Raw genomic sequence first — 281 nt, forward strand, 5'->3', positions numbered from 1 at the left:
ACGCTGTTGATGTACAACTTGATCCGGCTGGAAATCACCCGCATCGCTGAAGAAGCCAAGGTGCCGCCTTGCCGCATCAGCTTCACCACGGCGTTGCGCTACATCATCGACGAATGGTTATGGACCTCCACCACCCGCTCGCCGGGTAGTGTGCCGGCCAAGCTTCGCGCCATGCGTCAGAACATCCGCCGCTTCATCCTTCCACCACGGCGTTCGGAGCGGCGTTATCCGCGCGCTGTTTGCATGAGCAAAACTCGATACCCCATCAAAAGCAAAAATGC

General features: G+C 58.0%; 1 pseudogene. It reads left to right on the forward strand.

Features of this window, described 5'->3' with window-relative positions:
* Nucleotides 1-18: 18 nt before the first annotated feature.
* Nucleotides 19-281 (forward strand): annotated as a pseudogene (locus ISP15_RS18470) (IS4 family transposase); the annotation flags it as partial.

It is taken from the genome of Dyella jejuensis, assembly GCF_044904675.1.
GTDB lineage: Bacteria > Pseudomonadota > Gammaproteobacteria > Xanthomonadales > Rhodanobacteraceae > Dyella_B > Dyella_B jejuensis.